A 25,927-nucleotide genomic window follows, 5' to 3' on the forward strand; every position below is an offset into this window, starting at 1 on the left:
AATCGCTTGAATCACACAAGTTCACCGCCATTTTACTTGCGAGTGATCTCAAGGTTTTTTCTCTCTGAATATAAAGTTCCGTTAAAACACCTAAAAGATGAATGAAGTCGCTCACGCTTTTGAGATGCTCTCAATGTCAGTTCAGTGTCAAAAAGTGCTTTTAACGTTTTTGATTTTTTATATTTAAATTTAAGTTTTTGATTTTTAATTAATTATATTATTTTTGATCTTCTCATTTTGAAGTCGCTCAGATTGCTGTAGGGAAAGTTTTTTAGTGCGAAAAAAGTTTGTCATATTTGCCCCGTCCAAACATTGTTTCAAGTTCCTGCCATGTCCTAGTTAGCGAATTTGAAAATGGAAAAAACTAAAAAATATAGGGGTTAAAAATGTCTTACCTAAAGAAAAGCCTACTTGCTACGGCAATCACAGGCATGATGTTCAGTGGTGCTGCATTTGCTGATGGTGCAAACAGTGACGCAGCAAAAGAGTTCCTAACCAAAGATTCATTCTCTTATGAAGTTTACGGGATCATCGCGATGCAGGCCGCGTACCGCGATTACGATTCTGGCAACAAAGCAACGGACGATGATCTAGGTGGCATGCAGCTAAACAACGAATCTCGCATCGGTTTCCGTGGTAAAAAACAATTTGCTAACTTCGGTCCTACTTTTATTTGGCAAATCGAAGGTGGTTACGTTGACCCTAGCTTTGGCGGCGAGGGTGCAGGTCTTGGTGAACGTGACACATTCGTCGGTTTTGAAAGTGCATCTTGGGGTCAAGTTCGTTTAGGTCGTGTATTAACACCGATGTACGAATTAGTTGACTGGCCTGCATCTAACCCAGGTCTCGGTGACGTTTACGACTGGGGTGGTGCAATCGGTGGTGCTAAGTATCAAGACCGTCAATCAAACACCATTCGTTGGGACTCCCCAATGTATGCGGACAAATTCTCTCTAGATATCGCGGCAGGTGCAGGTGACAAAGCGGGTCTGGGTGAAGGTGATGACTACTGGGGTGGTGTCGCAGCGCACTACAAAATTGGTCCAATTCAGTTAGATGCTGCATACGAGGGTAACCGTAACATTAAGATGGAAGGCCAAACGTGGGAAAACAACACATACTTGGTGGGTGCTCAAGGCTGGTTTGATAACGGTATTTCTTTCTTCGCGCAATACAAATACATGGAAGCTGACGCAAGCAACGGCGTGAGTGAGAAGCAAGACGCAATGTCTGCCGCTATCATGTACACCACTGGTGATTGGCAATACAAACTGGCTTACGCAGCGAACTTTGATCTAGAGCGTGATGGTAAGACAATTAACGATACAGCAGACGATGTACTATCTGCACAAGTTATGTATTTCGTAGACCCATCGGCAGTGCTTTACGTACGTGCTCGTACTCTAGACTTTGGCGACGGTGCATATCAACTGGATAAACCAACAGAAGCGCGTTGGAAATCTGCAGACTACGATGAGTTCTCTGTGGGTGTTGAATACTACTTCTAATAAAGAAGCAGCTAAAAGGGCGGAAACGCCCTTTTTGTCTTGATACTGATTCAAATAAGCCTTTGGAATGACTGGCCTGTAAGTTTCAGAGGCTTATCTAAATTGGTATAAAGTGAGAAACCACGATGAAAAAAACAACGACACTTCTCGGACTTTGCGCAATGCTTTCTGCGCCTGCTTTTGCTGCTCAACTGACTCTGCAAGCTGAACTGGTTCCTCGCGTTCTCAACGGTGAGTTCGTGTACCCTGAGTGGATTTCCAAAAATAACAGCATCGAGCTGAAGGACGGGGAAAATCAGTTGGCGGTGACGGTTGGACAAATTGTCTTTGAAGATGGCAAGCGCCGTAAGTTCGATTCGCAGCCACTGGTATTAGAGTTTGAAGCAGAAAAAGACGCCGAGCTATCGCTGACTTACAAAGCGTTCCGTACCATCGAAGAAGCGAAAGCTTTTGAACTCGATCCAAAAGTGGTATTGAAAGACACAAACGGAAAAGAAGTGGAATTCTCTATGGTTCAACTTCGTAAAGGTGGCTTGCAAGGTTTTCGTGATTACGAGCGAGAAGTGGCTGACTATAACAATGCAATGAACAAAGAATCGACCAAGGCAAGCATTGCGTCTTCTCCGGCGGAAACCAAAACAATCAAAGCATCGTTTAATGAGTTAAGCCGTGAAGAGCAGCAAGAATTTATGCAATGGGCGATGCGTAACCTGAAGTAATTTCGTTCTGCACTTTAACAGTAAATAGGAGGGCAGTACCTTTATTGGTGCTGCCCTGTTTGTATTTCTGGTGTCAAACCGATTGTAGAATTGACTTACGGTGGTAAAATGTCGCCACTTTTATCCTTGACATTACAACGAGAGATCTCTCGTTGCTCATTACCCCTAAGGAACTCAAATGACGGTTAAAACTCGTTTTGCTCCTAGCCCAACTGGCTATCTACACGTTGGTGGTGCGCGTACTGCACTTTACTCTTGGCTATACGCTAAAAACCAAGGTGGTGAATTCGTTCTACGTATCGAAGATACAGACCTTGAGCGTAACTCTCAGGAAGCGGTTGATGCAATTCTTGAAGGCATGGAATGGCTAGGCTTGGAGTGGGATGAAGGTCCTTACTACCAAACTCAACGTTTTGACCGTTACAACGAAATGGTTGATAAGCTTCTTGCTGAAGACAAAGCTTACAAATGTTACGCGTCTAAAGAGCTGCTAGATGAAATCCGTGCAGAGCAAGAAGCAAATAAAGAAATGCCTCGCTACGATGCTAACCATCCAAAAATCAAAGCAGCAAACGAAGCGGCAAAAGATGGCGATCCATGTGTTATCCGTTTCCGTAACCCGAAAGAAGGCAGCGTAGTATTTGATGATCAAATCCGTGGTCGCATTGAAATCCGCAACGATCAAATGGATGACCTAATCATTCGTCGTACTGACGGTTCACCTACTTACAACTTCTGTGTAGTAGTGGATGACTGGGACATGGGTATCACTCACGTTGTTCGTGGCGAAGACCACATCAACAACACGCCTCGTCAAATCAACATCTACGAAGCACTAGGTGCGCCAGTACCAACATTTGCACACTGTGCAATGATCTTGGGTGATGACGGTGCGAAACTGTCGAAACGTCACGGCGCTGTATCGGTCATGCAATACCGCGATATGGGTTACTTGCCTGCAGCACTAAACAACTACCTAGTGCGTCTAGGTTGGTCTCATGGCGACCAAGAAATCTTCTCTCAAGAAGAGATGATCAACCTATTCAGCCTAAACGCAGTATCTAAGTCAGCGTCTGCCTTCAACACGGACAAACTGCAATGGTTGAACAACCATTACATCAAAAATTCAGATCCTGCGTACGTTGCAGAGCACCTACAATGGCACCTAGATCAACAAAAACTAGACGTAACGAATGGTCCTGCTATCACTGACGTGATCAAGCTAGTGGGTGAGCGTTGCAACACGCTGGTTGAGCTAGCTGAGCAAATCCGTTACTTCTACGAAGATTTTTCTGAGTTTGAAGCGGGCGCAGCGAAGAAACACCTACGCGGTGTGGCTAAAGAGCCTCTAGAGCTTGCTTTAGCGAAAGCTGAAGCACTGACCGAGTGGACAACAGCAAACATCAAAGATGGCGTTATCGCTGCAGTCTGTGAAGAGCTAGAAATCGGCATGGGCAAAATCGGTATGCCATTACGTGTTGCTGTAACAGGCGGCGGTCAGTCTCCTTCTGTAGATGCAGTAATGGAACTGGTTGGCAAAGAGCGTTGTGTTGCTCGTATTAAGATGGCGCTTGAGTTCATTGCTGAGCGTGAAGCAAACGCATAATTGCTTTGAACTAAACGTTCTTTTGAATAAATAGTCACAAAGCCGCGGTAAACACCCGCGGCTTTTTTGTATCTGAACCTTAGATAATGAGAAGCCTTCTCATATGTCGGTGAAGGATGTGGTATTTTGGACCGTAATTCACCTAGGTATGGATAAGATTTTTTAATCCAAACATCGTTGGCATGAATAAAAAACGAGCGATTATATATCAAATATCTGATTGATTTTTATCCACCTTCCTTAAAGTTCCATTTTTGTTGTCTCATTTTTAAGAAAAAAACTTTGCTTAAGTTGTAGTGTTCCAGAAAATAAAGCAAACGTTTGCGTCGTGATTGTGTGGGGATTTTTTTGCTTAAGATCACATGTTGTTGAGATTTTTGATGACAATAAATTGACAGAATTGGGATTTTTCTCGCGATTTCTTAGCGTTATAGTTCACCCCGTCAGTGATACCGAGATGGCGATATGTATCACTGAACAGGAAATGTACGTAAGTAGCTTCCATAAAAAAAATGCATGTGCATAAAAAGAAGCTGACTAAGTATCTCACTCAAGGAATGAATAAAAAGAATTGAAATACAACGTCAGTCAGACGGCGCATTTCGGCATCTAACAAAAGAACTTCTTTAGAGGAATCAATAATGAAAAAATTAGCAGCGGTAATTTCAGCGTCTCTACTTATGGCTTCAGCAGCACAAGCAGAAGTATACGTTGGTGGTAAGATGGGTAAGTCATGGATGGAAGACGCGTGTGTAGCGGGCCAGGCTTGTGACAAAGACGACTCTACTCTTGGCGCTTTTGTTGGTTACGAAATGAATAAATACTTCGCAGTAGAAGCAGGCTTCGACAACATCGGTGATTTTAACCAAACTTCTTTCGGTGGCCATGTAGAAGCAATCACTCTTGCACCTAAATTCAGCCTACCAATCACTGAAGACATCGCACTTTACGGTAAAGTGGGTGGCGCTTACGTAATGTTTGATGGCAAAGATGATTACTCTTACCTAGGCGCAGCTGGCCTTGAGTTCAACCTAAGCCAAAACGTAACTGCTCGTGCGGAATACCAAACTCTGACTGATATCAGCAACGATGTAACTCGTGCGACAGGTAACACAGCAACACTGGGTGTTTCTTTCAAATTCGGTGGCAACGATGAGCCAGTAATCGTAGAAGAGCCAGTTGTTGTTGAAGAAGTGGTTGTAGAAGAAGTCGTAGAAGAGCCAGTAGTTGTAACGAAAACATTCGAAACTCAAACAATCGGTACTGGTAGCTTCGATCTAAACAGCACAACTCTAAAACCAGAGAGCGCTGCAAAACTTGATAACCTAGTTGCTTTCCTAAACGAGCACCCACAAGCGAACGTTGAAGTTGTAGGTTACACAGATACTTCTGGCCCAGCAGCTTACAACCTAAAAGTTTCTGAGAAACGCGCTGAATCTGTAGCTAACGCACTCGTTGAAAAAGGCATTGATTCATCACGTATTCAAGCTCGTGGCGAAGGTGAAAACAACCCAATCGCTTCAAACGACACTCGTGAAGGTCGTCAGCAAAACCGTCGCGTAGAAATCGTTGTTCCAGAATTTGAATACCAAGTTCAGCAATAAGCTTCTATCCGACCGTAGTATAGAAGACTAAAGCTGAAAGCCCCAAAGAGTTCGCTCTTTGGGGCTTTTTCATTTCTATTTGAAACGGACTGAAAAGCTAAAAACGGTAAACATCATTTGAGGTCAATGCTGTTTAAGCGCCCCATGAATGTTAGGATTTCCAAGTTGTCTTTATGTGCTTCTAACAACGCTTTTTTGGTTTGCATGTAGGCGGCAAGCTTGCCGTATTTACTAATAGAGCGAACCACCGTTTTGTATTTGTAGTCACCGTCATCATTGAACTCTCGCCACTTAGCGATGTAACACGTATCTCGGTTATCTGGGTTTTCAAGAGTGGGGTTAGGTTTGTGAACAATTTTTGGCTCAACGCTGTGTGGGAGTCTGGTCATGAGATAAGGATCCTTCAAAAGACGTCGCCAAAATTTGCCCCACATTTGCCGGCCTAATTCGTTTCTCAGCTTAATGGCTTTTTGTAAGCCTTTCTTTTCTCCAATACGAACAAACCCAACCGAGCGGTGCAGTACCGTGTCCTCGGGGGTATGGATATGAATCTTAAAGGCAGTCTTGCCTTTAGAAATAAAGCGGTGTCCAGTGTTAGTTATTAAATTGCTCTTAGACATAGTGCTAACTAATAATTTTATTAATAGCTAAAAGGGTAAGCAAAACTCATAGATAATTAAAGTAATAAAATACAAAACTGTAAATAGGGCTTGTTGAAATGATTTCAAGGGGAAGAGGTCGGAACAGTAAAAGGTTTTATCTCGTCGAGTAAAGGAGCGAGGCGATCATATTGATTACTGAGGAAATTGTTTCACACGTTACTTGCAAACGCTCTGTGAAGCTCGAAATAGTGGATACAAAAAAGCCTTAGCTCAAGTGGGAGCTAAGGCTATGATATGGCGCCCCCAGTAGGATTCGAACCTACGACCTGTCCCTTAGGAGGGGACTGCGCTATCCAGCTGTGCCATGGGGGCGTAATACCAATAGTTGCAGTTCATTGAACCGTTTTACTGAATGCAAACCTAGCAACTTTGTTTAGGTCTTTATCAGCATCACTTTGAACGACTCACTACGGTCATTGGTATAATCAAATAAGATGCGCTGCCTATGATATTCAAAAGTGAGCATATCTCAAGACTTAATGTTTGCTTTTATAGGATCTTGTTCATTACGTCGCCAATTTGAACACTAGAGGCTAAATTTGGCTGATCAATCGTAAGCTCGGCTTCGTGTTCGTATATACGTGATACCGTCAATGTAATTTCACTTTGCGATACTTTATTTCTTGGTAGTCCGTTTTGGTCGATAAATGATGCGGTGTGCCAAAGCTGCAATTTGTCTCCCTCTTTTACGCCATGCATACGGCCGAGATCCATCGTTACGGTATTGCCGAAGACAGCAACGACCTCTGGCAGCGTAATTTTGCAAGACAGCTCTGACTCTAGATCCAGCATTATATTGCGACTAACGCGTAGCATCATCTCGCCATAGGTCGACGCCCAAAAGCGCGCACTGCGAGTATCCACTTGGCTCGTTTTGGCAAATGGCCAACGCGCCACTTCACGGTAGGTTTTGTTGAAGACTTCATGGCCAGTTTTACCATCAAATACTTTCATCTCTAACGCAAACTGACGATTGATGATGTCATCTTGCAGTAGTTGAGATTCGACCGTCGCAGTGAGATCGGTAATGACTCCCCCAATGATGTATTGTGCGCCGTTATCTTGCGCGATCATTTGAGTACGAGCGGGATAGTTACTGCTAATTGAATAGTCCGTTGTACCCACAGACACAAAGCTGCGAGAGGTTTGATCCAGCTGGCGATTCACCACGCGGCTAAAATCGTCACCCACTTGGTAAATCTGTCCCATCACCGCTTGTTGTGGTGAGGCAACCTCAATATTGCCGACAAGGATCGTCTTTTTGTATTGATCGGTGTGGCAACCCGTTGCCGATGGATAAATATCGACGCGAATTTTTACCTCGACTTTACCTCGACGTTTACGCTCAGACTCGACCAAAATGTAACGGACTTCATGGTTGGTAAACTGGTACTCGTTACGGCTTTCCTCTAACAGCGGCATCAAATTGCTAATACTGCCAATATCTGCGCCCGAAAAATTGACGGCTTTGAACAGCGCGTCTTCCAACGCATGGAGCCTTGCCGTCTCTTCTGAAGAAACGATAGTGGCAACGCCTGTTACTTCATACCAAGATGCCATTACTTTAAAAGGCACAAGCATCACTAAAGTGATTAAAAACAGACTGTTTAATATTTTTTTCATTGATTACAACCGTTCGGGTATAAATATTGCTTTAACAATTTCAGTGAAGTTTGGTGGATTTTTCTTCGTTAGGCAAACAAAGAAAAGCAAAGACTGTTCCAATATTCACTTTCTTAGAAAGGAATTAATCAAGAACGGTATCACCTAAGATTATCTGGAGAATCAAACCATGAAAAAGTGGCTTGTCGCCGCATCGATGATGACGCTTCTGACATCGTGCGCGTACTCACCGATTTACAATGGTAAAGAACCGTACTCGGGAAGCCAGTTCATGCTGATGGATAGTCCACGTCATACGATGGACTTTTTCATTGAAAGCATGACCGAAGACCTGATGGTTTCTAATGTGGCGGTATCTGCGCGGACACCGATTGCGATTACCTCGTTTGTTGATCTACAAAATATGGATGCAACAAACTGGTTAGGTAACTCGGTCTCGGAAGGTTTTATCCATCAGTTCCAGCGCCGAGGGTTTAAAGTGGTTGATTTCAAAACTACGGGCTCTATCCAAGTGACGCAGCAGGGCGATTTTGCTTTAAGCCGTGATTGGCAAGATCTGGCGCAAGAGCAACAAATTCAGTATGTACTGACCGGCACGATGCTGCGCCAAGAGGGCGGGGTTCTGGTCAATGCACGTGTGGTCGGTATGCAGAGCCGTGTGGTTGTAGCAACGGCGCAGGGTTTCCTTCCGGCTGACCGTATTGGTCGTGACTTAGATACGTTAAACAGTATCCGTACGCAAGATGGCGTGTTGATTCGCTCAGACCCAACCATTCGTCAGCCGTACACTGTGATTCTGCGTCCATAGGATAGAAGCATGAAGAAGTTATTATTTATTATTACCACACTGATATTAGTGGGGTGTCAGCCACTACAACAGATGCGTCAAGATGAAATCTTAGTGGCAGTGGGTTATGCGAGTGTCAGTGAGCAAACTGGCCGCACAGTAGAAGAGAAGCGTGTACGAGCGATGCGCGCATCAAAAATTGATGCTTATCGTGAGCTAGCAGAACAAGTTTATGGCATGCGTGTTAGTGGACGTGCAGAACTGCAAGACCAGCGTTTAGGTATTGAGAGCACTACAGGTGCGGTTGATGGTGTGATTCGCGGTGCAGAAGTTGTGCGTAGTTATCTTGTTGAGGACAGTTACGTGACAGAGCTGCGTCTTGATATTCGTAAAATGGATAAGCTACGTGATTACGGAGAAGTTCAACAGGTGCCTGAGAAGCGTCAACAAACCTTGTTCTAATGCACTAAGCGCATTACTTCAGAAGACCAGATAATCTTTCCAGCGGCTGATTGGCAACAATGAGTCGCTTTTTTATCTCTACATTCTAGAGATGGTGTGGGGTAGGAGTGACGTTTAGGCTTTTATATTGGTGCCAAGTGTCGAAATTGTGTGGGTTTTGCCACCAGCATTGTAGGTCATGCCCACTTTGCCATGAGTTCGCTGAAGCATGTTATTGAGTTTATTGAAACTCAGCTGTGCGCGACTAAGCGATTCACCATTTACTTTGTTGACTTGTTGACAGTCGAGGACGATCGATTGGATTTGAGCAACAACCTGACTTAGGTGCTCATCTTCAGTAAGTTGATTGACGTGCGGGTGAGAGGCGATTCGCTGATCAGTTGTTCTAAGCTGATCAATGAGTGTCATCTTCTGTTTGGCAATACTCTCAATCTCGGTAGAGACACGCGCAGTTATCGCTTGTGTTTCTTGACGCAAAACAGCAGAAAGTGCCTTAGCATTTTCTAGTTGGAAATTGACGAGATCGACTAATGCTGCCATAAAATACTTACCTTCGGCCTAAGTCAGTTAGCTTTTGCCTTGCAATTCGTTTTCAAACTTAATCATGTTGTCAGCCAATTTTTCAGGATCGACTTTGTATGAACCGTTTGTGATTGCTTCTTTGATTGCCGCGACTTTGGCGCTGTCATAGGCCGGAGAAGCTGCCATATCTTTTTGGAGTTTGCTAACAGCTTTGCTTTGCTGGCTGAGTGATACAGCGTCTTGTTGTGCGGGTGCTTTTTTCGATTCAGTCGTGCTGGTAGCATTGGAATCGTTACGCGCAGGTGCACGACTTGTCGTCGTCATCATTTGCCCTGAACGTATATTATCTATACCTGCCATGTTTAACCTTTGCCTTGTATCGTAATACTGGTATCCAGACTATCGACCAGTGCAAAAATAACTTTAGTCATTTTTTGCATTTTTATTGATCAGTTTAAACACGCTACCAGTGGGTGTTAAAAATTAACAGTGATTTCCGCAATGCCAGTCACTATGCCTTCTATTATACGCTGTGACTTATCATTTTTCACTCTTACTTGATCGCCAGCCGCACCATCTTGCAATGCTGTGCCTTGCGTGGTGATTGTCATGCCAGAATTTACCGCTTTAATTGTGACCTTTTCATTCCGGCAAACGACACAGACATCATTACGTTCAACAACATCACCTAGGCGAACGTTGCGTTTTAGCTTTGCGCCAACCACTTGATCGTAGTTAGAAAAGCCATCTTTGCGAAAGCGCTGCAGCTCGATCATAGAAGTGGTGACATCCGACGCGCTGACGATTTCTCCTCTCCCTAGTGTTCGTGTTGCGACGATCATTGGCACTGATACCGAGATCCGTACAGGCACATAGACTTTCCAGTCATCCGATGGGCATTCCACTAGAACATTGATGTTGCTTCGAGTACTGCTGGTGGAAGAAGCTGACGTATCCAGGGGCACTGGGCAATCCGTTGCTTTTATTCTCGAGTCGATATCTGCCGCATTAACAGATAGCTCGCCACCATCAGGCTGATCAACTGTAGCAAGAATATGTTGTTCTGCTGCCGTTTTTATTTGCTCGATCTGATTATCTGAAGCTGAATGAACAAAAAAGCTAAACATACTGAGCAAAATGCCGATAGACTTAGCGTACTTTGTAATTAGCGCTCTACATATTGTCATAGTCAATGGTGTCGAAGTGAAAGTGAAATACGCCATACTGTCTCCCTGGTATCGTGCTTGCCAGTGGTAGAGTATCATTTAAAAACAAAAAGTTTGAGATGGAGATGAGCATATGACGGGGATTCTTGACTCGGTGAATCAGCGTACGCAACTCGTCGGTCAGAACCGATTGGAATTATTGACCTTTCGACTGATGGGCCGACAGCGCTACGGCATTAACGTATTCAAAGTGAAAGAAGTACTGCAGTGCCCTAAGCTGACTTCAATGCCAAATCTACACCCGCTGGTAAAAGGTATCGCTCATATCCGCGGCCATACCGTGTCCGTTATTGATTTGAGCCTGGCAATTGGTGGCCGCCCAACCACTGATCTGGATAAATGTTTTGTTGTTATCGCAGAATTTAACCGTACGATCCAAGCATTTTTGGTATCATCGGTTGAGCGTATTATCAATATGCATTGGGAAGCGATTTTGCCACCGCCAGACGGTGCGGGTAAAGCGCACTACTTGACCGCAGTGACGAACATCGACAACGAGCTGGTTGAAATCCTTGACGTTGAAAAAATCCTGGCGGAGATTGCGCCGGTTGATGAAACGATGGATTCCGCTATCGGTGAAGAAATCGCGCAAGCAGAACAAGAAAAGCCTATTGTACGCCGTATATTGATTGCTGATGACTCGACTGTCGCGCGTAAACAGGTAGAGCGTGCGATTACATCAATCGGTTTCGAGGTCGTATCTGTCAAAGATGGCAAAGAAGCGTACAATAAGTTGATTGAAATGGCTCAAGAAGGCAATATCTACGATCAAATTTCGTTGGTTATTTCCGATATTGAAATGCCAGAAATGGACGGCTATACCTTAACGGCTGAAATTCGCAGACATGCCGATTTGAAAGACCTTTATGTTATCCTCCATTCTTCATTAAGTGGTGTATTCAACCAGGCTATGGTTGAGCGTGTAGGTGCCAATACCTTCATTGCGAAATTTAACCCAGATGAATTGGGTAACGCGGTTAAATCTGCATTAACACAATAAAAGAGACATTAATGACTGCTATTACAATCAGTGATCAAGAGTATCGTGACTTTAGCCGTTTTCTAGAATCGCAATGTGGCATCGTGTTAGGTGATAGCAAGCAATACCTTGTGCGTAGCCGACTGAGTCCTTTAGTGACGAAGTTTAAGCTCGCATCGTTATCAGATTTGCTACGTGATGTTGTTACAGGGCGCAATCGTGAATTACGAGTGGCCGCTGTGGACGCGATGACGACTAACGAAACCTTGTGGTTTCGAGATACTTATCCGTTCACAGTTTTAGCTGACAAATTATTGCCAGAAGTAGCGGCAAGCAAGCGCCCAATCAAGATCTGGTCTGCAGCCAGTTCATCGGGCCAAGAGCCGTATTCTATTGCAATGACGATTCTGGAAACGCAACAGCGCAAGCCGGGTTTGTTACCAAACGTGTCTATTACAGCAACAGACATTTCAGCAAGTATGCTCGAGATGTGTCGTGCAGGTGTGTATGACAATTTGGCTCTAGGGCGCGGACTTTCACCAGAACGTCGCCGCACCTTCTTTGAGAATGCGGACGGTGGCCGTATGAAAGTCAAAGACAACGTCAAACGTTTGGTGAACTTTCGTCCACAAAACTTGATGGACAGTTATGCACTGATGGGTAAGTTCGACATTATTTTTTGTCGCAACGTGCTGATTTACTTCTCACCGGAAATGAAATCAAAAGTGCTTAACCAAATGGCGAGCAGCTTAAACCCAGGTGGTTATCTGCTGTTAGGGGCATCAGAGTCGCTAACTGGTCTGACTGATAAATTTGAAATGGTGCGCTGTAATCCGGGTATCATTTACAAGCTTAAATAGCGGTATCTCTTCATTGATAAAAAGCCTGACCTCGTGTCAGGCTTTTTTTGTTTGCTGGTTTCCTGCCTTCGAGTGTTTCCACGTTTTCACTTGCTAAATTGAAGCGCGATTTTGCTTTGTTCCCTCATCACGGTGTATCTTTATTAAGTGAACAAAGTGAAACGACATGACATTCCAGTCACTTTGGCTCACTTATTGCTATTCCAATGGGTGATAGCTATTAAGTAGATAGAGCGCTTTATATTTTTGGCATGATAGTTGCTTTTTGGTTATTAATCACGGTCAGTTCTTAATTGTAGAGGCAAACATGGCTATATCTTTTGACAATGCACTAGGCATCCACCAGCACACGGTGGGCGTACGTGAGCGCAATGCTGAGGTGATTTCCACCAACATTGCACAAGCCAACACGCCTGGTTACAAAGCAAGAGGTTTAGACTTTGCGAAGGAATTGCAAGCGGCAACATCTGGGGCAAGCATTGGTCTTAGTCGTACGGATGGTCGGCATATTCCTGCCACTACAACGTTGGTCGGGGACAAGCTATATCGTCTTCCTACGCAACCTGATACGGGTGATGGCAATACGGTAGATTTGGATTTAGAGCGTAACTTGTTTATGCAAAACCAAATCAGACACCAAGCATCACTCGACTTTCTAGGCAGCAAATTCAAGAACTTAACCAAAGCAATCAAAGGGGAATAATTTAGATGAGCTTATTTAACGTTTTCAATGTGACAGGTTCCGCAATGAGCGCTGAATCCGTTCGTCTGAACACTACCTCAAGCAACTTGGCGAACGCCGACAGTGTCAGCAGCTCTGCGAAAGACACTTATAAAGCGCGCCATGCTGTGTTTGGTGCTGAGTTAAGTAACGCCATGCGTGGCGGTGATACGGTGCCAGTGAAAGTGATGGGCATTGTAGAAAGCGATAAACCGCTGAGTGCGGAGTACAACCCAGACCATCCCCTTGCAAACGAAGAAGGCTACATCTACAAGCCGAACGTCAATGTAATGGAAGAAATGGCGAACATGATTTCAGCTTCTCGCGCATACCAAACCAATGTGCAAGTAGCGGATTCTAGTAAACAAATGCTGCTGCGTACGCTGCAGATGGGTCAATAAGGATAAGGAGGTAGCGTATGGCCGGAATTAACAACGTTGGTCAAAGCGGCTTGTCCTATATCGACCAGCTTAAAAGTCTACAAGAGAGTAACAAGAAGACGGAAGAGAGCACGGGTAAGCAGGACCTAAAGCAGGAAGACTTCTTATCATTGCTCACGAAGCAATTGTCTCAACAGGACCCTTTTAAGCCGGTAAGTAATGACCAGATGATTGCGCAAATGGCTTCATTTGCGACCGTTGATGGCATTGGCAAGATGAACACTCAGTTTGAGAGTTTGAACTCGTCAATGACATCAAACCAAGCGTTACAAGCTTCCTCTTTGGTAGGACGTGATGTATTGGTCCCAGGAGCGGCAGGTGTGAAGCAGGACGACGCGCCAATGGCGGCAATGGTTAAGCTTTCACAATCTATCGATAACCTGTTTGTTCGTGTAGAGGATGAAGCTGGCCAACTGGTTCGTACTTTTGAGGTAGGAGCGAAACCAGCCGGCGACACGCGTGTGCTTTGGGACGGTAAAGATGAAAGCGGAAATCCGCTGCCTGCTGGCAAATACAAAGTGAAAGCGTCTGGCTTGGTTGAAGGGGAGTCGCAAGAGTTCCCAGTATCGACGTATGCCAACGTAAATAGCGTATTGCTCGGCAAAGGTGACGGAAACGTATTACTCAATCTGGCTGGTTTTGAATCGCCAGTTCGACTTGCAGAAGTTTTGGAAGTCGGCAAAGCGTAGTCATAGCTCGTTAGATTAGGAGATTTTGGAATGTCATATGTATCTTTAAGCGGTTTGTCCGCCGCCCAACTGGATTTGAACACCACCAGTAACAACATTGCGAACGCCAACACGTACGGCTTTAAAGAGTCCCGTGCTGAGTTTGCTGATGTCTACTCTAACTCTTTATTTACTAACGCAAAAACCACGCCGGGTGGTGGTGCGCAAGCAAGCCAAGTGGCGCAGCAGTTCCATGAAGGCTCAAGCATTTACACCAACAACCCAATGGATTTGCGTGTTTCGGGTACAGGTTTCTTCGCCGTGGCGAAGGAGCGTCTGACTCCACAACAGAATGAACTGACACGTAATGGTGCATTCCATTTAAATAAAGAAAACTACATGGTGACCGCGAACGATGAGTTCTTATTAGGTTACCAAGTGGATCCAAGCTCTGGTGAGGTTTCTTCATACGAGCCACAACCTATCAATATTCCTGCTGAATTTGGTAAGCCAAAGCAAACAGCAAACATTGAAGTGGGCGTGAACTTGCCAGCAAACGGCGATTTGAAAGATCCAACTCAGTTTGATTTTTCAGACCCAGATACATACAACCGTTCAACTTCTTCGACTATTTATGACTCGATGGGTCAGTCTTACAAGCTAACGACCTACTACTTGAAAGATCAGACTCAGCCAAACACTTGGAACACTTACTACACCGTGACAGATAAAGAAGGCGAAAAGCCTTTAAATGTTGCGGCAGGTGATGCACAAACGCCAACAGGCCATGTGGGTCATACCATGAAGTTCAACAACGATGGTACGTTGGCGAGCTTGAACAATGGTCAGCCAATTACGTCTGTGGCATTAGGCGATCCGGCGACGAACACGACACCAGTCGATATGAATGGTGCCGATCCTGCGCAGACGCTTAACTTCGGTTTAGGCTCGGCAACACAGTTTGCTGCTCCGTTCGAACTGACTAAGTTCGATGAAGACGGTGCAACAACGGGTTTCCTAACCAAAGTTGACTTCGATGAAAACGGCAGCGTAATGGGGACTTACTCAAACGGTGAAAACGTCACATTGGGTCGTGTAGCGCTAGTACGTGTTCCAAACGAGCAAGGTCTGGATAAGAAGGGCGGTACGCAATGGGATTCAACTCAGTTCTCTGGTGACAAGATTTGGGGTGAATCTAACAAAGGCTCTTTTGGCACCATCAACAACGGTATGCTGGAACAGTCAAACATTGATATGACGCAGGAGCTGGTGGACCTGATTTCTGCTCAGCGTAACTTCCAAGCAAACTCACGTTCGCTAGAAGTGCACAACCAGCTACAACAAAATATCCTGCAGATCCGATAATCTGCATCATCAAGTTAGGCGAGCTTTCGCCGCTTGGCTTGATAACATCATGACATTCATCTGATGCTTAGCCTGAAAATACCTCAGTTCAGGTTAAGCATGCTTTGATCTCTGATTTGCCGCCGTTGCCGCCATGTGGATCAAAACCTTGCCCCTTGTTGCAGTTTTCTGCCACTGAAACCCCTCTTAATCTTTTGTTTCTTATTTAAATATTTGATAAATAAGCATATTTCATGTTGGCATAACTATTGCTTTTACTCCGTGTACAGAGAAGTTTTTGGAGTAATTTATGGATCGCGCACTGTTTCTCGCAATGAGTGGGGCCAAGCAAAATATGCAGGCACTACAATTGCGTGCTAATAACTTGGCTAACGTAAGCACGACAGGGTTTCGTGCGGATTTAGCGCAGGCTCGCTCAATGCAGGCTTATGGTGAAGGCCATCCTTCACGTGTGTTCAGCATGACAGAGCGTCCAGGGCATAACTTTGCTCAAGGTAGCGTGATTACAACAGGGCGTGATCTGGATGTGACGATTGAAGGCAGCGGCTGGATATCGGTACTCGATCACACGGGTAAAGAAGGGTTGACCCGTAACGGTAACCTAAAAGTCGATCAAAATGGCATGCTTACTAACGCAAGTGGCCATTTGGTGCTGGGTGAAAACGATGCGCCGATTACTTTGCCTATCCCTCTCTCTAAAATTGAAATCGGTCGGGATGGCACCATCTCTGTGCTTCCTCAAGGTGCCCCGGCGGAAGAATTCCAAGCGGTTGATCGCATCAAGCTTGTTAAGCCTAATGATCAAAGCTTATTTAAAGACACCAATGGCTTATTTCGCCATAAAACTCCAAACCAACCTTACGAAGCAGACGCTACTGTTAGCCTCCAGACAGGAGCGATTGAAGGCAGTAACGTGAATGCCGTAGGTGAAATGACCGCATTGATTGACTTACAACGTCAGTTTGAAATGCAAGTCAAGATGATGAGCACAGCTGAAGAAATGGATAAATCTTCAGATTCACTGCTTCGTATGAGTTAACTGAGTTAGAGGTTCACTATGCATCCAGCACTATGGGTAAGTAAAACAGGTCTAGACGCCCAGCAAACCAACATTGCCACGATTTCGAACAACTTGGCGAACGCCTCTACTGTCGGCTACAAAAAGAGCCGTGCGGTATTCGAAGATTTGTTCTATCAGAACATCAACCAGCCTGGCGGCCAATCATCTCAGAACACTGAGCTTCCGAGTGGCTTGATGCTAGGTGCGGGTTCTAAAGTGGTTGCGACGCAAAAAGTGCACACGCATGGTAATGCGCAGACAACGACCAACGCACTGGACATGATGGTTGAAGGCGACGGCTTCTTCCAAGTGACGTTGCCGGATGGCAACATCGGTTACACCCGTAACGGTCAGTTCACGTTAAATGGTGAAGGCACGTTAGTCACGTCGGGCTCTGGCTACCCTGTAGAACCTGAAATTGTGATTCCAGAAGATGCGATTTCTATCACTGTCGGTACGGATGGTGAAGTATCGGTTCGCGTCCGTGGTCAGCAAGACAACCAAGTCGTTGGTCAGCTAACCATTACAGACTTTGTTAACCCAGGAGGCCTAGAGCCAATTGGCCAGAACCTTTACTTACCAACGGGTGCCAGTGGCGATCCACAAGAAGGTGTTCCTGGTTTGGACGGTTTGGGTGAAATCCGTCAATCCATGCTGGAAGCGTCTAACGTGAATGTAACGGAAGAGTTGGTCAACATGATCGAAGCCCAGCGCGTTTACGAAATGAACTCAAAAGTGATCTCGTCAGTCGATAAGATGATGAGCTTCGTTAACCAGCAGTTATAACGGTTAAGAGCAAGAATTGAGGAGCTCACGATGAAACGTATTTGTCTACTTGCTTTGATTGCCACGATGTCGGGTTGTGCCATGTTAGAGCCGATTGAAACGGATGAAGTGACACAAGCAACGACGGTGGTTGACGCGGTAGAAGGCGATAAATCGAAAGAAGAGAGCAGCGGTATCGTGGATACACTGCGTGGCAGAAGCGATCCGGTTGCGGGTGATCCTGCATGGGCTCCTATTCATCCGAAAAAGAAACCTGAGCATTATGCTGCTGCAACAGGTTCACTGTTTAGCGCCGAGCACATTACCGATCTTTACGACGATTCCAAGCCACGTGGTATTGGCGACATTATTACCGTGACACTGGATGAGACTACCAGCGCCACGAAAAGCGCCAATGCCGATTTATCGAAAACCAATGAAGCGCAAATGGACCCGCTTCAAGTGGGCGGAGAAGAGCTGCAAATTGGTGGCAAATACAATTTCTCTTATGACTTAAATAACTCAAACTCATTTGCGGGTGACTCTTCTGCTAAGCAGAGTAACAGCATCAGTGGTTACATTACTGTTGAGGTGATTGAAGTTTTGGCAAATGGCAACCTCGTTATCCGTGGAGAAAAATGGATGACGCTTAATACGGGTGATGAGTACATACGTTTAAGCGGCACTATTCGTCCGGATGACATTAGTTTCGACAATACTATTGCATCAAACCGCGTTTCTAACGCAAGAATTCAGTATTCTGGCACCGGTGTACAACAAGATATGCAAGAGCCGGGTTTCTTGGCACGATTCTTTAATGTAGCGCTATAACACGCCGTGCTGACGGCAATTTGACTGCAAGAGATAAGTAAGCATGAAAAAACTCCTTTTAATACTGATGAGCGTTGCTCTGTTTTCTAGCGCTGCCCAAGCTGCACGTATCAAAGACGTCGCGCAAGTGGCAGGTGTACGAAGCAACCAACTCGTGGGTTATGGTTTGGTTTCAGGCTTACCTGGCACAGGCGAAGCGAACCCGTTTACGGAGCAAAGTTTCGCCGCCATGCTGCAAAACTTCGGCATTCAGATGCCGCCGGGAACAAAGCCGAAAATAAAAAACGTTGCTGCAGTCATGGTTACGGCAGAGTTGCCGCCTTTCTCTAAACCGGGTCAGCAAGTAGACGTGACAGTCTCTTCCATCGGAAGTGCCAAAAGTTTGCGTGGTGGTACGCTACTACAAACCTTCTTGAAAGGCTTAGACGGTCAAGTTTACGCGGTTGCTCAAGGTAACTTAGTAGTGAGCGGCTTCAGTGCTGAAGGCGCTGACGGTTCAAAAATCGTAGGTAACAATCCAACCGTTGGTCTTATCTCTAGTGGTGCGACAGTAGAGCGCGAAATTCCAAACCCATTTGGTCGTGGCGATTACATCACGTTCAACTTGCTTGAGTCAGACTTCACAACGGCTCAACGTATGGCGGATGCGGTAAACAACTTCCTTGGCCCACAAATGGCGAGCGCGGTAGACGCGACGTCGGTACGTGTACGTGCCCCTCGTGATGTCAGCCAGCGTGTGGCGTTCTTATCGGCAATTGAAAACCTAGAGTTCGACCCAGCAGATGGCGCAGCCAAAATCATCGTTAACTCTCGCACGGGTACCATCGTAGTTGGTAAACATGTTCGTCTCAAACCTGCTGCGGTAACGCATGGTGGCATGACGGTTGCGATCAAAGAAAACCTGAATGTTAGCCAACCTAACGGCTTTTCTGGTGGGCAAACCGTTGTCGTGCCAGACTCGGATATCGAAGTTAGCGAAGAGCAGGGCAAGATGTTTAAGTTTGAGCCAGGCTTAACGTTGGATGATTTGGTCCGTGCAGTGAATCAAGTCGGCGCAGCGCCGTCGGATTTGATGGCTATCTTGCAAGCATTGAAACAAGCTGGTGCCATTGAAGGCCAGTTGATCATCATTTAATGGTTAGGAGGTAGGTATAATGAACAATCCTAACGACATTGGTTTTATTCATGACATCAGTTCGCTGGATACCTTGCGTCAAAAAGCAGTGAAGGAAGGTAAAGATGGCGAGCAAGAAGCACTGCGTGCAGCGGCTCGTCAGTTCGAATCTATTTTCACCTCCATGATGTTGAAATCCATGCGAGAAGCCAATGAGGGCTTTGAGTCCAACATGATGAACAGCCAGAACGAGAAGTTCTATCGACAAATGCTGGATGAGCAGATGGCGAGTGAGCTCAGTTCGTCTGGTTCAATGGGCTTGGCCGATATGATTGTTAAGCAATTAACGGCTGGGCAAGGTAACGACAAGAGTGAAACGGCAATGCGTGATGCGGCAAATAATGCCGTGGAATATCGTCGTGTTGACCCGAAAAAAGCGCGTGAGATTGAACAGCGCTTGATTGAATCTGGTCAGCTATCTCGACCAAGCAATGAACCAACTCGATTCGATTCGCCAGAATCTTTTGTTAGCTCGATGAAGCCATATGCGGAGAAAGCTGCGAAAGCCCTAGGTGTCGAGCCATCTCTGCTACTTGCGCAAGCGGCTTTGGAAACCGGGTGGGGACAAAAGGTCGTGAAGAACGCGCGTGGCAGCAGCAACAACTTATTTAACATCAAAGCAGATCGAAGCTGGCAGGGTGACAAAGTGACGACTCAAACGCTAGAGTTCCACGATAATACGCCAGTGAAAGAGACGGCAGCGTTTCGCGCCTACTCAAATTACGAAGACAGCTTTAATGACTTTGTGCGCTTTTTAAATGACAACCCACGTTACGAGACGGCATTGCAACAGCGAGGGAATTCAGAGTCCTTCATTCGCGGCATCCACAGCGCGGGTTACGCGACCGATCCGAATTACGCAGACAAAGTCCTGCAGGTGAAGCAGAAAATCGAAAGTATGTAATTTACTCTTCGTTAGTTCATGTTGTTTTCGAAGGCTTGCCACAGTGCAAGCCTTTACTTTTTCTGAACATTCATACCTCTATTTTATTTGGCACACCTTTTGCTTTGATGTGTCTAGGTGTTCGGTTTTGCCGATTTTATTTCGTTTTTGGGGGCATGTATGGCGTCAGATCTTCTGAATGTAGGTACTCAAAGTGTGCTTACTGCTCAGAGACAATTAAACACCACTGGTCATAACATTTCTAATGTTAATACAGAGGGTTATAGCCGCCAGTCTGTTATCCAAGGTACGAATGATCCGCGCATGTTTGGTGGTTCTACCTACGGCATGGGTGTGCATGTGGAAAATGTTCGCCGCTCGTGGGATCAGTTTGCCGTGAATGAACTGAACTTGTCGTCAACCAACAATGCCAACAAAACGGATACCCAAGACAATCTTGATATGCTCTCTAGCATGTTGAGCTCAGTTGCATCTAAGAAAATTCCAGAGAACTTGAACGAGTGGTTCGATGCGGTCAAAACCATGGCAGATACCCCGAACGATTTGGGGGCACGGAAAGTGGTATTGGAAAAGGCGAAAATCTTCTCTGATACATTAAATGACTTCCATGAAACTGTGCGGTTGCAATCTGACGTGACCAATAAAAAATTGGATATGGGCATTGAACGCGTGAACCAACTTGCCTTGGAAATCCGCGATGTGCATCGGTTAATGATGCGCACACCCGGTCCACACAATGATTTGATGGACCAGCATGAAAAGCTGGTTACTGAGCTATCTGAGTACACCAAAGTAACCGTAACCCCACGCAAAAATGCGGAAGGATTTAATGTTCACATCGGCAATGGACACACGCTAGTTTCTGGCACGGAAGCAAGCCAGCTCAAAATGATTGACGGCTATCCTGATGTTCACCAAAGACGATTAGCAATGGTGGAAGGGGATGGCATTAAAGCGATCAAGTCTGACGACATGGATGGCAAAATCGGTGCCTTGCTTGAAATGCGCGACAAACACATTCCACAACTGCAAGATGAAATGGGCCGTTTAGCGACGGGTTTCTCCTACAAAATTAATCAGCTGCAATCTCAAGGTCTGGATCTTAACGGTAAGATAGGTAAAGACGTATTTACCGACGTGAACTCTGAGCTGGTGGCAAAATCTCGAGTTTTTGCTGCGCCTGACTCTCAAGCTGATGTTGCGGTTTACATTGATGATATTTCAGCGATCAAAGGTGGTGAATATTCGCTACGTTATGATGGCGACCAGTATAGCGTGACAACACCGAAAGGTGAGCAAATGTCGTTGAACATTGATCAATCAGATTCTTCGTTTGTTCTGGATGGTATGAAAGTGCAAATCGGTGAAGGTCTTGCCGCTGGTGAGCGCGTATTATTGCGCCCAACACGAAGTGGCGCAGCCATCATCAAGATGGAAACCAATGATGCAAAAGCCATTGCCGCGCAAAGTTATGAAGCTTCAACCACTTTTGCTCAAGGTAACGCCAAGTTCAAAATTCGTGAGGCGGGGGATGTTAAAGAGTTTGAGGTCACCGTACAACCAGCCGACGAGAAACATGATAAGCCATGGTTAAAGATCACGGACAACAAAGGCAATTTGCTATCGGACAAATACTCATACCCGCTAGACAAAGATAACCCGATGATTGAAATCTCAGTGCCGAAAAGTCATCCGCTGTATAAAAATGGCGATGCGACTGTATTTGAGCTGAGCGAAGGCGCGCTGATGAATGATAAATTCACCGCAAACTTGGTGCCTTCTGAAGGTGGTAACGGCAACTTGAGAAAAATGCAGAAGATCCAAACAGACAAGATGATGGATGGAAAATCCAGTACTTTGATTGATGTTTATCACAACCTCAATACCGAAGTCGGATTGAAATCTTCTACAGCAAACCGATTAGCTTCTGTCGCTCGCTTAGAGCATGAGGCGGCACAAGAGCGCGTTGCTTCTATCTCTGGCGTTAACCTCGATGAAGAAGCGGCCAACATGATGAAGTTTCAACAAGCGTACATGGCTTCATCACGTGTGATGCAAGCGGCGAATGACACCTTCAATACCATTTTACAACTGAGGTAAGGAGAAGAGATAAGTGCTAACCCGAATTTCTAGTTTCCATAACTATCAGTCCGTACAAAATGATTTGCGTCGTCAAGAAAATAAGGTTCACCATAACCAAGAGCAACTTGCTTCAGGGAAAAAGTTACTGAAACCTAGCGACGATCCCCTTGCGTCGCATTACATTCAAAATATTAGTCAGCAACAAGAACAGCTACAACAATATCTTAGCTCGATAGTGTTGGTGCGTAATCGTCTAGAAAACCACGAAGTTAATATTGCCAATGCAGAGAACTTTGCCGACGAGTCGAAGCGCTTAACGATGGAGATGATTAACGGTGCGTTTTCTGCGGAAGACCGACAAGCAAAGAAGCGTGAGCTAGAAGAGATTGCGAACAACTTCCTTAACTTAGTGAACTCGCAAGATGAATCTGGTAACTACGTGTTTGCTGGCACTAAGCCAAAAAGCCAACCATTCTATCGCGATAAAGACGGTAGTGTTCAGTACGCTGGAGACGATTACCAGCGCAAAATGAAAGTCTCCAGCATGCTTGAGATGCCAATGAACGATCCTGGCAGCAAGCTGTTTATGGAGATACCAAACCCATTTGGCGATTATCAGCCGAATTACGATCTACAAAACGGTTCTGAGTTGCTATTAAACAGAGCCACTAACGTTGATACGAAGGATGATGCGGCGTATCGCGTGACATTTGTCGATATGAACAACGGCAAATTTGGTTACCAACTAGAGCGTAACGGCAAAGTCGTGGATGCCGATGAGTTTTCTCCAGAAAAAGGCATTGAGTACAAAGGCCTGAAAGTGCACGTAAAAGGTCAAATTACGCCTGGCGACAGCATCGAGATCGAAAAGCGGGCAGAGTTCAGCATTTTCGATACCTTCAAGGATGCAATGGCGTGGTCAGATAAATCGGTGTCGGATACGTCGGCGACCGCCAAATTGCACCAAATGACAGAAGAATTTCACGCTGCTTTTATCCATTTGAATAAAGCGCGTACTGATGCTGGCGCTCGATTGAGCACGCTCGATATCCAAGAGCAAAACCACGAAGACTTTAATTTGTCTCTGGCGAAAGCGAAGAGCAACTTTGAGGATTTGGATTATTCTAAAGCCGTTATCGAGTTCAGTGAAAACTCGCGAGCGTTACAGGCATCGCAACAAGCATTCGGTAAGACAAAAGATCTAACTCTGTTTAACTATATTTAGTCTGACTTAAGACACACTGTCTGATTTTTGATGCCTTATGTGCAAAGCCTTAAGTGCGATAAATCGACGTAAATTAAGAGTCAGGCTATGCGGCACGATTTTACCCAAAGCGGCAATGACGCGAAAGGCAAGTCGGGCGGCAACAAAGTAGCGGTCAATATCCATGAAGCAAGATGAGCCTCATTATCCGGAAATGGTTTAGTGATAACGCTAACTTATTGTTTATGTGCTTCTTTTAAAAGCGGTGAAATAAATTTTATAAGTTGGCACACAAATTGTATTGAAAATATCAGAACAGATTTAGAGATTCTAAACCCTGCGTTTAAGGCAGATTTAGCAAGTAATTTTTACGGTCAGTGCTTATCCAAATGAGAGTAAAGCTGGCCGCTTCGCAAAAGCTTGCGAACTCAAAAGGAGAGCAAAATGGCTGTAACAGTTAGTACTAACGTCTCCGCGATGACCGCGCAGCGTTACCTAAACAAAGCGACTGACGAATTAAACACGTCGATGGAGCGCTTATCTTCAGGACATAAGATTAACAGTGCAAAAGATGATGCGGCAGGTCTACAGATCTCTAACCGCTTAACTGCACAGTCTCGTGGTCTAGATGTCGCAATGCGTAACGCGAACGATGGTATCTCGATTGCACAAACCGCTGAAGGTGCGATGAATGAGGCAACATCTGTCATGCAACGTATGCGTGACCTTGCTATTCAATCATCGAACGGTACTAACTCTCCGGCTGAGCGTCAGGCGATCAACGAAGAGTCAATGGCATTGATTGACGAGCTAAACCGTATCGCAGAAACCACGTCATTCGGTGGCCGTCGTCTATTGAACGGCTCATTCGGTGAAGCGGCATTCCAGATTGGTGCGAGCTCAGGTGAAGCAATGATCATGGGGCTAACCAGCATTCGTGCGGACGATACTCGCATGGGCGGTGTGACCTTCTTATCGGAAAATGGTAAAGATAAAGATTGGGGCGTTGACCCTGCTAAATCGGACCTAAAAATCACTTTGCCAGGCATGGGTGAAGACGAAGACGGCAATGTCGATGATCTAGAAATCAACATTAATGCAAAAGCAGGTGACGACATCGAAGAGCTTGCTACGTACATTAATGGTCAGTCTGATATGATCAACGCGTCTGTAAGTGAAGATGGCAAGTTACAAGTTTTTGTTGCACATCCAAACGTTCAGGGTGAGATTTCAATTTCGGGTGGATTGGCGTCTGAGCTTGGTTTGAGCGATGAACCTCTTAGAACATCAGTACAAGATATTGATATGACAACCGTACAAGGTTCTCAAAACGCTATCTCTGTGCTGGATTCGGCACTGAAATACGTGGATTCACAACGTGCGGACTTGGGTGCGAAGCAAAACCGTCTGAGTCACAGCATCAACAACTTGGCAAACATCCAAGAAAACGTTGACGCGTCAAACAGCCGAATTAAAGACACGGACTTTGCGAAAGAAACCACGCAAATGACCAAAGCACAAATTTTGCAACAAGCAGGTACATCAATTCTTGCTCAAGCGAAACAGTTGCCAAACTCTGCAATGTCACTATTGCAGTAGTTTACTTAGCCTGTACTCAATACATTCAGACGTGGATGGGAATGCAGGCTTTTGGCAAGCAACTTTATAATAGAATGAGCGGCTCTCTCATCTCTCACCTGCCAATCATTTTCAATGTAAAGTTGCACTCGGTATGCCGGAAATGTGTTCATTTCTCTTGATCTCCACATATGCTCTGGCGACCAACCTAGCCCCAGTTCTCTCAAAGGAAAAGGGGCTTTTTCTTTTCTAATTCTCACGTCTATCGTCTGCGAACTTACCTTCAATTGTTTCCTTTTGCTGATTTTCTATACAATTTGGCCCTCTCGGCTCGATTTGTGGAAACTTGAGCACTTTTTCTTACTTTTCTTCAATTTTTTTAGCCAAATCTCGCAATGTTATTTTTTTAAATTTTTTTCTAAAGCTTCTGAATTTGGTGTCGTTAATAGAGGTAACTTTGAGAGAACTACTTGGTTTTCCGAGACGTCGGAAACCGCTACACCGGAAAATCAATTGGAGAAATCACCATGGCAGTGAATGTAAACACTAACGTATCAGCGATGACCGCTCAGCGTTA

General features: G+C 45.3%; 25 protein-coding genes and 1 tRNA gene. 20 read left to right on the forward strand and 6 right to left on the reverse strand.

Annotation, left to right across the window (positions count from 1 at the left end; translation table 11 throughout):
• Window positions 1-386: 386 nt before the first annotated feature.
• From chiP to ACWYVB_RS22170, 4 genes are all read left to right on the forward strand, one after another.
• The gene (gene chiP, locus ACWYVB_RS22155) at window positions 387-1,508 is read left to right on the forward strand and encodes a chitoporin (RefSeq protein WP_048626112.1); all 1,122 of its coding nucleotides are present in this window, start codon (window positions 387-389) and stop codon (window positions 1,506-1,508) included.
• A gap of 125 nt (window positions 1,509-1,633) precedes the next feature.
• On the forward strand, window positions 1,634-2,227 hold the full coding sequence (locus ACWYVB_RS22160; protein WP_150916434.1) for a YccT family protein: 594 nt from the start codon (window positions 1,634-1,636) through the stop codon (window positions 2,225-2,227).
• Window positions 2,228-2,405: 178 nt separating this feature from the next.
• Window positions 2,406-3,833 carry a glutamate--tRNA ligase gene (gltX, locus tag ACWYVB_RS22165; RefSeq protein ID WP_046874282.1) on the forward strand — a complete coding sequence of 476 codons (1,428 nt, stop codon included), beginning with the start codon at window positions 2,406-2,408 and terminating at the stop codon, window positions 3,831-3,833.
• Window positions 3,834-4,474: 641 nt separating this feature from the next.
• Window positions 4,475-5,437, forward strand: coding sequence for an OmpA family protein (locus ACWYVB_RS22170; protein ID WP_006743033.1), 963 nt, complete (start codon window positions 4,475-4,477; stop codon window positions 5,435-5,437).
• 113 nt (window positions 5,438-5,550) lie between these two features.
• Here the strand turns inward: ACWYVB_RS22170 and ACWYVB_RS22175 are convergent, their stop codons facing one another.
• The 3 genes from ACWYVB_RS22175 to ACWYVB_RS22185 form a co-directional block, all read right to left on the reverse strand.
• Complete coding sequence (locus ACWYVB_RS22175; protein ID WP_031780328.1) at window positions 5,551-6,057, reverse strand: hypothetical protein; 507 nt, start codon at window positions 6,055-6,057, stop codon at window positions 5,551-5,553.
• A gap of 277 nt (window positions 6,058-6,334) precedes the next feature.
• Window positions 6,335-6,411 (reverse strand) — tRNA-Arg (locus ACWYVB_RS22180).
• A gap of 177 nt (window positions 6,412-6,588) precedes the next feature.
• Window positions 6,589-7,722, reverse strand: coding sequence for a flagellar assembly protein FlgT (locus ACWYVB_RS22185; protein WP_457530195.1), 1,134 nt, complete (start codon window positions 7,720-7,722; stop codon window positions 6,589-6,591).
• Between the two features lie 169 nt (window positions 7,723-7,891).
• Here ACWYVB_RS22185 and ACWYVB_RS22190 point away from each other — a divergent pair, with 169 nt between their 5' ends.
• Together ACWYVB_RS22190 and flgP are read left to right on the forward strand one after the other, a co-directional pair.
• Window positions 7,892-8,530 carry a FlgO family outer membrane protein gene (locus ACWYVB_RS22190; RefSeq protein WP_005382013.1) on the forward strand — a complete coding sequence of 213 codons (639 nt, stop codon included), beginning with the start codon at window positions 7,892-7,894 and terminating at the stop codon, window positions 8,528-8,530.
• A gap of 9 nt (window positions 8,531-8,539) precedes the next feature.
• Complete coding sequence (flgP, locus tag ACWYVB_RS22195) at window positions 8,540-8,971, forward strand: flagellar assembly lipoprotein FlgP (protein WP_256954753.1); 432 nt, start codon at window positions 8,540-8,542, stop codon at window positions 8,969-8,971.
• 114 nt (window positions 8,972-9,085) lie between these two features.
• Here the strand turns inward: flgP and ACWYVB_RS22200 are convergent, their stop codons facing one another.
• The 3 genes from ACWYVB_RS22200 to flgA all read right to left on the reverse strand — a co-directional run bounded on the left by ACWYVB_RS22200 (window position 9,086) and on the right by flgA (window position 10,716).
• Complete coding sequence (locus tag ACWYVB_RS22200; protein WP_046874280.1) at window positions 9,086-9,511, reverse strand: flagella synthesis protein FlgN; 426 nt, start codon at window positions 9,509-9,511, stop codon at window positions 9,086-9,088.
• A 27-nt stretch (window positions 9,512-9,538) separates the two neighbouring features.
• Window positions 9,539-9,853 (reverse strand): flagellar biosynthesis anti-sigma factor FlgM, encoded by a 315-nt coding sequence (gene flgM / locus ACWYVB_RS22205; protein ID WP_005382018.1) that lies wholly within the window; start codon window positions 9,851-9,853, stop codon window positions 9,539-9,541.
• 116 nt (window positions 9,854-9,969) lie between these two features.
• A complete protein-coding gene (flgA, locus tag ACWYVB_RS22210; protein WP_085342935.1) occupies window positions 9,970-10,716 on the reverse strand; it encodes a flagellar basal body P-ring formation chaperone FlgA in 747 nt (248 codons plus the stop codon).
• Window positions 10,717-10,792: 76 nt separating this feature from the next.
• On the opposite strand from flgA, the gene ACWYVB_RS22215 reads away from it, so the two are divergent.
• From ACWYVB_RS22215 to ACWYVB_RS22280, 14 genes are all read left to right on the forward strand, one after another.
• Entirely contained in the window at window positions 10,793-11,719 is a 927-nt protein-coding gene (locus ACWYVB_RS22215) for a chemotaxis protein CheV (protein ID WP_005382022.1), read from the forward strand.
• A gap of 11 nt (window positions 11,720-11,730) precedes the next feature.
• Window positions 11,731-12,558, forward strand: coding sequence for a CheR family methyltransferase (locus ACWYVB_RS22220; protein ID WP_005382024.1), 828 nt, complete (start codon window positions 11,731-11,733; stop codon window positions 12,556-12,558).
• A 307-nt stretch (window positions 12,559-12,865) separates the two neighbouring features.
• On the forward strand, window positions 12,866-13,261 hold the full coding sequence (gene flgB, locus ACWYVB_RS22225; protein ID WP_005382026.1) for a flagellar basal body rod protein FlgB: 396 nt from the start codon (window positions 12,866-12,868) through the stop codon (window positions 13,259-13,261).
• A 5-nt stretch (window positions 13,262-13,266) separates the two neighbouring features.
• Window positions 13,267-13,680: a flagellar basal body rod protein FlgC gene (flgC, locus tag ACWYVB_RS22230; RefSeq protein WP_005393132.1), complete on the forward strand. Its 414-nt coding sequence runs from the start codon at window positions 13,267-13,269 to the stop codon at window positions 13,678-13,680.
• Between the two features lie 17 nt (window positions 13,681-13,697).
• Entirely contained in the window at window positions 13,698-14,408 is a 711-nt protein-coding gene (gene flgD, locus ACWYVB_RS22235; protein WP_005393125.1) for a flagellar hook assembly protein FlgD, read from the forward strand.
• A gap of 30 nt (window positions 14,409-14,438) precedes the next feature.
• On the forward strand, window positions 14,439-15,752 hold the full coding sequence (flgE, locus tag ACWYVB_RS22240; RefSeq protein WP_005393123.1) for a flagellar hook protein FlgE: 1,314 nt from the start codon (window positions 14,439-14,441) through the stop codon (window positions 15,750-15,752).
• Between the two features lie 289 nt (window positions 15,753-16,041).
• Window positions 16,042-16,791: a flagellar basal-body rod protein FlgF gene (gene flgF / locus ACWYVB_RS22245; RefSeq protein ID WP_005382031.1), complete on the forward strand. Its 750-nt coding sequence runs from the start codon at window positions 16,042-16,044 to the stop codon at window positions 16,789-16,791.
• Between the two features lie 18 nt (window positions 16,792-16,809).
• On the forward strand, window positions 16,810-17,598 hold the full coding sequence (flgG, locus tag ACWYVB_RS22250; RefSeq protein ID WP_005382032.1) for a flagellar basal-body rod protein FlgG: 789 nt from the start codon (window positions 16,810-16,812) through the stop codon (window positions 17,596-17,598).
• A gap of 30 nt (window positions 17,599-17,628) precedes the next feature.
• A complete protein-coding gene (flgH, locus tag ACWYVB_RS22255) occupies window positions 17,629-18,408 on the forward strand; it encodes a flagellar basal body L-ring protein FlgH (RefSeq protein WP_006743029.1) in 780 nt (259 codons plus the stop codon).
• A gap of 43 nt (window positions 18,409-18,451) precedes the next feature.
• Window positions 18,452-19,543: a flagellar basal body P-ring protein FlgI gene (locus ACWYVB_RS22260; RefSeq protein WP_048626115.1), complete on the forward strand. Its 1,092-nt coding sequence runs from the start codon at window positions 18,452-18,454 to the stop codon at window positions 19,541-19,543.
• A gap of 16 nt (window positions 19,544-19,559) precedes the next feature.
• Complete coding sequence (gene flgJ, locus ACWYVB_RS22265; protein WP_150918262.1) at window positions 19,560-20,486, forward strand: flagellar assembly peptidoglycan hydrolase FlgJ; 927 nt, start codon at window positions 19,560-19,562, stop codon at window positions 20,484-20,486.
• A gap of 159 nt (window positions 20,487-20,645) precedes the next feature.
• The gene (gene flgK / locus ACWYVB_RS22270; RefSeq protein ID WP_012842055.1) at window positions 20,646-22,586 is read left to right on the forward strand and encodes a flagellar hook-associated protein FlgK; all 1,941 of its coding nucleotides are present in this window, start codon (window positions 20,646-20,648) and stop codon (window positions 22,584-22,586) included.
• A 13-nt stretch (window positions 22,587-22,599) separates the two neighbouring features.
• Window positions 22,600-23,793 carry a flagellar hook-associated protein FlgL gene (gene flgL / locus ACWYVB_RS22275; RefSeq protein ID WP_005393113.1) on the forward strand — a complete coding sequence of 398 codons (1,194 nt, stop codon included), beginning with the start codon at window positions 22,600-22,602 and terminating at the stop codon, window positions 23,791-23,793.
• 423 nt (window positions 23,794-24,216) lie between these two features.
• Window positions 24,217-25,371 carry a flagellin gene (locus ACWYVB_RS22280; protein WP_006743025.1) on the forward strand — a complete coding sequence of 385 codons (1,155 nt, stop codon included), beginning with the start codon at window positions 24,217-24,219 and terminating at the stop codon, window positions 25,369-25,371.
• The last annotated feature ends 556 nt before the right edge of the window (window positions 25,372-25,927 follow it).

This window comes from Vibrio sp. JZG10 (assembly GCF_054064075.1).

Bases quoted from the DNA above. Each gene is read 5' to 3' on its own strand.
- ACWYVB_RS22200 (WP_046874280.1), bottom strand. From the start codon at position 9,511: ATGGCAGCATTAGTCGATCTCGTCAATTTCCAACTAGAAAATGCTAAG.
- gltX (WP_046874282.1), top strand. From the start codon at position 2,406: ATGACGGTTAAAACTCGTTTTGCTCCTAGCCCAACTGGCTATCTACAC.
- flgK (WP_012842055.1), top strand. From the start codon at position 20,646: ATGGCGTCAGATCTTCTGAATGTAGGTACTCAAAGTGTGCTTACTGCT.
- ACWYVB_RS22220 (WP_005382024.1), top strand. From the start codon at position 11,731: ATGACTGCTATTACAATCAGTGATCAAGAGTATCGTGACTTTAGCCGT.
- flgE (WP_005393123.1), top strand. From the start codon at position 14,439: ATGTCATATGTATCTTTAAGCGGTTTGTCCGCCGCCCAACTGGATTTG.
- ACWYVB_RS22170 (WP_006743033.1), top strand. From the start codon at position 4,475: ATGAAAAAATTAGCAGCGGTAATTTCAGCGTCTCTACTTATGGCTTCA.
- ACWYVB_RS22175 (WP_031780328.1), bottom strand. From the start codon at position 6,057: ATGTCTAAGAGCAATTTAATAACTAACACTGGACACCGCTTTATTTCT.
- flgG (WP_005382032.1), top strand. From the start codon at position 16,810: ATGCATCCAGCACTATGGGTAAGTAAAACAGGTCTAGACGCCCAGCAA.
- flgH (WP_006743029.1), top strand. From the start codon at position 17,629: ATGAAACGTATTTGTCTACTTGCTTTGATTGCCACGATGTCGGGTTGT.
- ACWYVB_RS22260 (WP_048626115.1), top strand. From the start codon at position 18,452: ATGAAAAAACTCCTTTTAATACTGATGAGCGTTGCTCTGTTTTCTAGC.
- ACWYVB_RS22280 (WP_006743025.1), top strand. From the start codon at position 24,217: ATGGCTGTAACAGTTAGTACTAACGTCTCCGCGATGACCGCGCAGCGT.
- flgC (WP_005393132.1), top strand. From the start codon at position 13,267: ATGAGCTTATTTAACGTTTTCAATGTGACAGGTTCCGCAATGAGCGCT.
- flgP (WP_256954753.1), top strand. From the start codon at position 8,540: ATGAAGAAGTTATTATTTATTATTACCACACTGATATTAGTGGGGTGT.
- flgF (WP_005382031.1), top strand. From the start codon at position 16,042: ATGGATCGCGCACTGTTTCTCGCAATGAGTGGGGCCAAGCAAAATATG.
- ACWYVB_RS22185 (WP_457530195.1), bottom strand. From the start codon at position 7,722: ATGAAAAAAATATTAAACAGTCTGTTTTTAATCACTTTAGTGATGCTT.
- ACWYVB_RS22215 (WP_005382022.1), top strand. From the start codon at position 10,793: ATGACGGGGATTCTTGACTCGGTGAATCAGCGTACGCAACTCGTCGGT.
- ACWYVB_RS22190 (WP_005382013.1), top strand. From the start codon at position 7,892: ATGAAAAAGTGGCTTGTCGCCGCATCGATGATGACGCTTCTGACATCG.
- flgB (WP_005382026.1), top strand. From the start codon at position 12,866: ATGGCTATATCTTTTGACAATGCACTAGGCATCCACCAGCACACGGTG.
- flgA (WP_085342935.1), bottom strand. From the start codon at position 10,716: ATGGCGTATTTCACTTTCACTTCGACACCATTGACTATGACAATATGT.
- chiP (WP_048626112.1), top strand. From the start codon at position 387: ATGTCTTACCTAAAGAAAAGCCTACTTGCTACGGCAATCACAGGCATG.
- flgM (WP_005382018.1), bottom strand. From the start codon at position 9,853: ATGGCAGGTATAGATAATATACGTTCAGGGCAAATGATGACGACGACA.
- flgD (WP_005393125.1), top strand. From the start codon at position 13,698: ATGGCCGGAATTAACAACGTTGGTCAAAGCGGCTTGTCCTATATCGAC.
- ACWYVB_RS22160 (WP_150916434.1), top strand. From the start codon at position 1,634: ATGAAAAAAACAACGACACTTCTCGGACTTTGCGCAATGCTTTCTGCG.